This is a genomic window from Pampinifervens navoyensis, assembly GCF_046159715.1.
GTDB lineage: Bacteria > Aquificota > Aquificia > Aquificales > Aquificaceae > Pampinifervens.
This window is the reverse complement of the sequence record NZ_JBJXCT010000001.1, coordinates 264207-270491: the sequence shown is the minus strand read 5'-3', so window position 1 is coordinate 270491 and position 6285 is coordinate 264207. Positions and strand designations below refer to the sequence as shown.

Genomic DNA, 6285 nt, shown 5'->3' with positions numbered 1-6285 from the left:
TAAGGACGAAGTATGTTACAATTTTCTCTTCTATCATCTTAATCCTCCCTATGGGTTTTCCATGGGGAGCTTTTTTTTACCATAATTTCTTATAACTTGCAACTCGGGTTAGGTTTTAATGATATTATCAACAAGGAAACCAAGGCAGAAGTAGAAAATATGGTGCTCAGGGCTGTAGCCAGCAGGATACTTGATAAGCCTTTATTTATCAGAATCCCCATCTCCAGAGAGCTCAGTTATCTACCAGCTTTAAGTAAAAACTTTGTTTTGCGCATACCATCGGATGTAAGCATGAAACAGCTTGGAGAAATAATGACAGTGGTAAGAAAAGGAGGGCTTAGAACTGCCCTTGACGACTACAGAACCACGGGATACGAGCTAAAGGAAATAAGGATTGGCTCTTTTGACTATGTGTTTTTTAATGAAGACTTTTATACGAATGCTAAAAGGTCAGATATTGAAAGAATAATAGCTAGCTTCAAACTATTTAAGACCAAGGTGGGTTTTAAAAACATAGACTCAGAAAAGAAACTTAAGCTTGCACAAAGTATAGATGTTGACCTTGCCACTGGTTATCTATTTGGTAGCGAGTCGCTTCCTGCAGGAAGGATAGAATGATTTTTCTGATACTCTTGCTGTTTTTGAGCTCCTGTGCCTCTGTGGTGATACTGAAGGACCCACTGACTTCTCAGGAGCATACAGACCTCGGATACATATACGAAAGGCAGGGAAAGTTAGAGTTAGCGGAGGAAGAATACAGGAAAGCCATAAGAAAGGATAGGAAGAACTGGCTTGCCTATTACAACCTTGGAAACATATATGCCCGAAGAGAGGACTGGAACAGGGCAGAGGAGTTCTATAAAAAGGCTCTTGAGCTAAGCAGAGACCCAGACCTTCTGAACAACCTCGCCTATGTTCTCAACAGAAAGGGAGAGAATTGTCAGGCTCTCAGGCTTGTAAAAGAGGCTATGGAAAAGGGGCAGAGGCAAGAATACTTTCAGACCATGAAGGGCATAGAAGAGGAGATTAGTAGAAAGAGGGTAGACTGTCTATCTTTTGAAGGGGAAAGGGAACTTTGGTAGCTGGGGCATGCCCTGCATGCCTTTTAGTTTTTTTATGAGTTTTTTCATTTCCTCGTATTCTTTAAGCACTCTGTTCACATCGGAAAGCGTTGTTCCACTGCCCCTTGCTATCCTCTGCTTTCTGCTCATGTTGATTATCTTCGGGTTTCTCCTTTCCTGCTTTGTCATCGAAAGTATTATGGCTTCTGTCTTTTTAAACTTTTTTTCTTCTATCTTGAGTCCCTTGAGCTGTGCACCTATGCCCGGGAGCATGCCAAGGAGTTTATCAAGAGGTCCCATGTTCTTTATAAACCTGAGCTGTTTGAGCATGTCCTCAAGGTCAAACTCGCCCTTAAGAACCTTGAAGGCAAGCGCCTGAGCCTCATCTTCTGGAATAACCTTCTGAACCTTTTCCGCAAGGGTCTGTATGTCACCAAGACCCAGTATCCTCTGAGCAATCCTGTCAGGGTAGAAGGGCTCTATGTCTTCAATCCTTTCTCCCACACCCATGAACTTTACGCCAACGCCAAGGGCTTCTTTCACGGAAAGGGCAACACCGCCCCTCGCATCCCCGTCCATCTTCGTTAAAACAACCCCAGTGAGCCCCACAACTTCATGGAAGGTCCTTGCAGCAGTAAGGGCAGACTGCCCCTGCATGGCATCGGCAACATATATGACCTCAGAGGGCCCGACCGCTTCCCTTATCTCCTTTAGCTCCTGCATGAGCTCTTCATCTATATGAAGTCTTCCAGCGGTATCCAGAAGCAGATAGTCCACGCCCTCCTTCTTGGCCCTCTCCAGTGCCCTTCTGGCTATCTCCACTGCGGTCAGTCCTTCCTCAAAGCCATAGTAGGGCACACCTATTTTTTCTGCAAGCCTCTGAAGCTGTAGCATGGCAGCTGGTCTTCTCACGTCCGTAGAGCTTACAGCTACCTTGAAGCCCTGCTCTTTCAGATGGTGGGCTATTTTTCCTATGCTCGTGGTTTTACCAGTTCCCTGAAGTCCTACAAAAAGCACCACACCCTTTCTAAGGTCCTGTTTTTCACCCCCGAGAGTCTGAACAAGCTCCTCGTATATGGTAAGCATGAAGCTATCCTGTGGTGATGGGCTTTTTGTAAGGTCTTCGCTCAGCGTCCTTTCTCTGACCCTTTTCAGAAAATTCTTCACCACATCATAGTCCACATCTGCCTCTATGAGGGCAGCCCTTACATCTCTGAGCACATCGTTTACCTGCTTTTCGGTGAGTTTTCTCGTGTCCCTTACCCTTCCCAGAGCCTTGCTGAACTTTTCAGTGAGCAGTTCCAACATAAGGTTTAGTATAATACACAGTATGCCCACTTTCAAGATAGCGGTATTAGAGGGAGACGGAATAGGTCCTGAGATAATATCCTCAACCCTCAGGGTTCTCAGAAGGCTTGGAGAGCTTGCAGGTCTGGACTTTATCTTTGAAAAGGCTCTGATAGGCGGTTCTGCCATAGACCAGAAGGGAACGCCGCTTCCACAGGAGACGGTGGAGCTGTGCCTGAGCTCTGATGCGGTGCTTCTGGGTGCAGTGGGTGGTCCAAAGTGGGATAACCTGCCAACGGAGAAAAGACCCGAGAAGGGGCTTCTTGGCATAAGAAAAGCCCTTGACCTGTATGCAAACCTCAGACCTGCAAAAGTATATGAATCGCTCATTTCCTCCTCACCACTCAAAGAAGAGGTAGCAAGAGGGACGGATTTTATAGTGGTGAGAGAGCTCACAGGGGATGTCTATTACGGGGAGCCAAGGGGGGTCTTTGTGCAGGATGGAAAGAGGATAGGTATAAACACCATGAAATACACGGAGGATGAGATAAGGCGGGTTGTCCGCAAGGCTTTTGAAATAGCCCGCCAGAGAAGAAAAAAGCTCACAAGCGTGGACAAGTCCAACGTGCTGGAGGTGAGCGGTCTGTGGAAGGCAGTGGTGGAAGAAGAAGCCAGGAACTATCCAGACGTGGAGCTTGAGCACCTGTATGTGGACAACTGTGCCATGCAGATAGTGAGAAGACCCTCTTCCTTTGATGTGATAGTCACGGGCAACATCTTTGGCGACATACTCTCTGACGAAGCGGCGGTTATAACGGGAAGCCTTGGCATGCTACCCTCCGCAAGTCTTGGGGACAGGTATGCCCTCTACGAGCCTGTTCATGGCTCCGCACCGGACATAGCAGGCAAGGGTATTGCAAATCCTGTAGCCACCATACTTTCTGCCGGCATGATGCTCAGATACTCCTTTGGATTGAAAAGAGAGGCAGAGCTGTTGGAAAGGGCGGTAGAGCTTGTGCTTGAGAGGGGCTACAGAACTCCAGACATATACTCAGATGGCTATGTAAAGGTAGGCACCGATGGCATGACAGATGCCATAATAAAGGCTATGGAGGAGCTATGGGAAGGTTTGCGTTAGCTCTTATAATGCTTCTTTCTGTAAGCATATGGGCTCAGGATGCTCTGCAGGGCATAAGGGACTTTTTCCAGAGAGAGGGTTATGTGGTCAAAGTAGAGGGAAATAGAGCGCTTGTAGACCTTGGCAGAGACAGGGTGAGGTCAGGTGAAGAGTTTACAGTCTTCAGAGAGGGCAAGGAGATAGTCCATCCTGTCACCAAACAGGTAATAGGAAGGGAAAGGGAAAGGGTTGGAAGGCTTAGAATTGAAGAGGTTCAGGAAGCCTTTTCCTACGCAAGAATACTTGAGGGTTCTGCAAGAGAGGGGGACAGGATAAGGCTATGGGCGGAGGATGTGTGTTTTGATGGTTCGGAAGACTGGTTTTTTAAGCTCCGCTCAGTGCTTCCGGAGCTCAAGAGGGAAAAGACCTGCACCTACACCATAAAGGAGCTGAAGGAGGGCATAGGTGTGGAATACAGGGGTGCGCCAGTGGCCTTTTTCCAGGTTCAGCAGGCTGCGCCCGTGGGGATTGAGAGGGCAGGGCTGGAAGACATAAACCTGCTGGCCAGACCTAAGCTCCTGAGACCACTGCCTTCACTTCCACTTTCGGCAGACCTCTGCGACCTTACGGGAACTGGCAAAGAGTTTCTCGCGGTGCTCTTTTCTGGCAGGGTGGAAGTTTATGAACTTCTGAAGAACGACCTGGTAAAGAGGTTTGAATACAGCCTGCCGGCAGGCGTTCCGGTGGGCCTTCAGTGCGGAAAAATTACAGGTGAGGGCACAGACCTGGTGCTGGTAAATATGGTTACAGGCGACTCTGCAAACTCTATCATATTGAGGGCTGTTGGAGATAGCTTTGTCCCTGTGAGAAGAAACATACCATACATTATGGGTGTCCTTGACAGGAGAAGACCGAGAGAAACCTTTGTGGGTCAGAGGTTCAACTTCAGAGACAGGTTCGGACAGACGGTAAGGCTTTCCCTTGAAGGGGAAAACCTGAGGGAGACTGGAGCCTTCCTCGCCCCCAGAGGCTTCAGAATAGACAGCGCCTTTTATTTTGGTGACTACCTGGTATTTACAGACACCGCTGGAAGGGTGAGGGTCTTCAGAGGGGATTCAGAGGTCTTCTCCACAGAAGAGGGCTTTGGAGGTTCCTACACTCTTGTGGAGATTCCCTTTGAGCAGGGTAAGCTCAACTTTATCTTCAACCCTAAAGGAGCTTCTGTAAGATTTCTTAACTTCAACATGGCCCTTGTGGTGAAAAACCATACAGGCGTGGTGCAGAGGTTTTTAGACATAGTAAAATACAGCAGGGGTGAGCTTTTCATACTGGGCGAAAGGCGAAAGGACCTTGTCTTTATAAGACCTGTGAGAGGTGGAAACTTTGAAGAGTCAGTGCAGGCGGTGCTTACCACAAAGGACGGAAGAATACTGGTTCTCACGGGAAGGACAGGCACCCTCACCATACAGAACAGGGGAGAGGTTTACGAGCTGGAGTTAAGGGCTCTGTAGTTTTCTCTGCAAAAGCACTCTGAAGCGGTCTCCCATACTCACAAGCATGGTTTTAAGACGGGAGAGCCTTTCCAGGTCCTCGGGCTTTTCAGAGAGGCTCAGCTCTTCAAATTCACGCAAAAAGGCAGGACTTTCAAGAAGAAAATCTCTGAGTCTTTTGAGGAAGACCTTTTCCAGTCCAGAATCTTTCCCATATTCCTCCAGAAGGGAAAAGTTAACCTGGGCGGTTATGTCAACGGGCTTTTCGCTTTTCAACACATCCCTCTGGACACTGTGGGAGCTGTAGCCCAGGACCGTCCCCTCCGGAAACCTGTGGAGCTCCTCCGAGGTGTAGCCGTAGTCTATAACAAGGTGATACCCCCTTATGAGGTTTGAAGCCAGTTTCTTCAGAAACTCCACGCAGTCCACGCACACCTCCAGCACCTGAGATAGCCCCTCATAATCCATCCTCTTCAAAACCTCTTTTACCCGTGAGTCTTCAAGCTCAAGCCAGACCTCTTCTCCATCCCTTATAAAAAGTTCTCTTCTTTCCTTTACCACGTGCACCGGCAGACAGTCAAAAAACTCGTTAGAAAAGACCACACCCTCTAAGGGGAAAAGCTCCCGGCACCAGAAAACCTTGCCCTCAAAACCTTCAAGCCTTATTTTCTGGAGCTCGACCAGTGTGGGACTAAAGTCGTAGATGTAGTAGCTGGCTCTCTCAAAGAGCTCTGGTTCTCTTTGTTTAAGATAATAGAGAATGTCGTAAGCAAGGGCACCGCTACCACCACCAAGCTCAAGGAGAATGGGCTTTTCAAAGTCCCCTATAAGTTCAGAGATAAACTCCCCGAGGGCATACCCGAAGGCTCTGTCCAGCTCCGGTGCGGTAAAGAAGTCTTTCCTGAAGTCCCCCTGATAATATTCTCTTACTCTCTGGAACATCCAGTCTCTGAAAGATATCAACCCGGCGGCCAGGACATGCTCCTCCCTGCTATAAAGTGAAGATGAAGGTGAAAAACGCTCTGCCCTGCGTCCCTCCCCACATTAAAGATCAGTCTGTAACCACCATTAAGGTTTTCGTCCGGAGCATGACCAAGCTCCTCTCCCAGTTTCCTTGCCACATAGAACATATGTCCCACAAGAGATTCATCCTCGGGCTCAAGGCTCTGAACACCAAAAATGTGCTTCTTTGGAACTATAAGTATGTGCGTGGGTGCAACCGGGTTTATGTCGTGAAAGGCATAGACCAACTCATCCTCATAGACGCCCTTAGAGGGTATTTCCTTTCTCACTATCTTGCAGAAAATACAATCCTGCATGACCTGCCTCC

General features: G+C 48.1%; 7 protein-coding genes. 4 read left to right on the top strand and 3 right to left on the bottom strand.

The features are described from left to right. Nucleotides 1–291: 291 nt before the first annotated feature. Both ACKRDP_RS01545 and ACKRDP_RS01540 read left to right on the top strand, forming a co-directional pair. Complete coding sequence (locus tag ACKRDP_RS01545) at nt 292–618, top strand: hypothetical protein (protein WP_409152987.1); 327 nt, start codon at nt 292–294, stop codon at nt 616–618. Beyond that, the gene (locus ACKRDP_RS01540) at nt 615–1082 is read left to right on the top strand and encodes a tetratricopeptide repeat protein (RefSeq protein WP_409152986.1); all 468 of its coding nucleotides are present in this window, start codon (nt 615–617) and stop codon (nt 1080–1082) included. Before ACKRDP_RS01545 ends, ACKRDP_RS01540 begins: the two co-directional genes overlap by 4 nt. Here the strand turns inward: ACKRDP_RS01540 and ffh are convergent. After that, nucleotides 1050–2369, bottom strand: coding sequence for a signal recognition particle protein (gene ffh, locus ACKRDP_RS01535; RefSeq protein WP_409152985.1), 1320 nt, complete (start codon nt 2367–2369; stop codon nt 1050–1052). The two genes, ACKRDP_RS01540 and ffh, sit on opposite strands and share 33 nt — an antisense overlap. Before the next feature lie 22 nt (nt 2370–2391). Here ffh and leuB point away from each other — a divergent pair, with 22 nt between their 5' ends. Next, complete coding sequence (gene leuB, locus ACKRDP_RS01530) at nt 2392–3486, top strand: 3-isopropylmalate dehydrogenase (RefSeq protein ID WP_409152984.1); 1095 nt, start codon at nt 2392–2394, stop codon at nt 3484–3486. Then, nucleotides 3468–4976, top strand: coding sequence for a hypothetical protein (locus ACKRDP_RS01525; protein WP_409152983.1), 1509 nt, complete (start codon nt 3468–3470; stop codon nt 4974–4976). The genes leuB and ACKRDP_RS01525 overlap by 19 nt, the downstream gene beginning before the upstream one ends. Here ACKRDP_RS01525 and ACKRDP_RS01520 read toward each other — a convergent pair. After that, nucleotides 4962–5897, bottom strand: a complete 936-nt coding sequence (locus tag ACKRDP_RS01520; RefSeq protein WP_409152982.1) for an SAM-dependent methyltransferase — start codon at nt 5895–5897, stop codon at nt 4962–4964. The two genes, ACKRDP_RS01525 and ACKRDP_RS01520, sit on opposite strands and share 15 nt — an antisense overlap. A 17-nt stretch (nt 5898–5914) precedes the next feature. Then, nucleotides 5915–6274 carry a histidine triad nucleotide-binding protein gene (locus tag ACKRDP_RS01515; protein WP_409152981.1) on the bottom strand — a complete coding sequence of 120 codons (360 nt, stop codon included), beginning with the start codon at nt 6272–6274 and terminating at the stop codon, nt 5915–5917. Between the last annotated feature and the right edge of the window lie 11 nt (nt 6275–6285).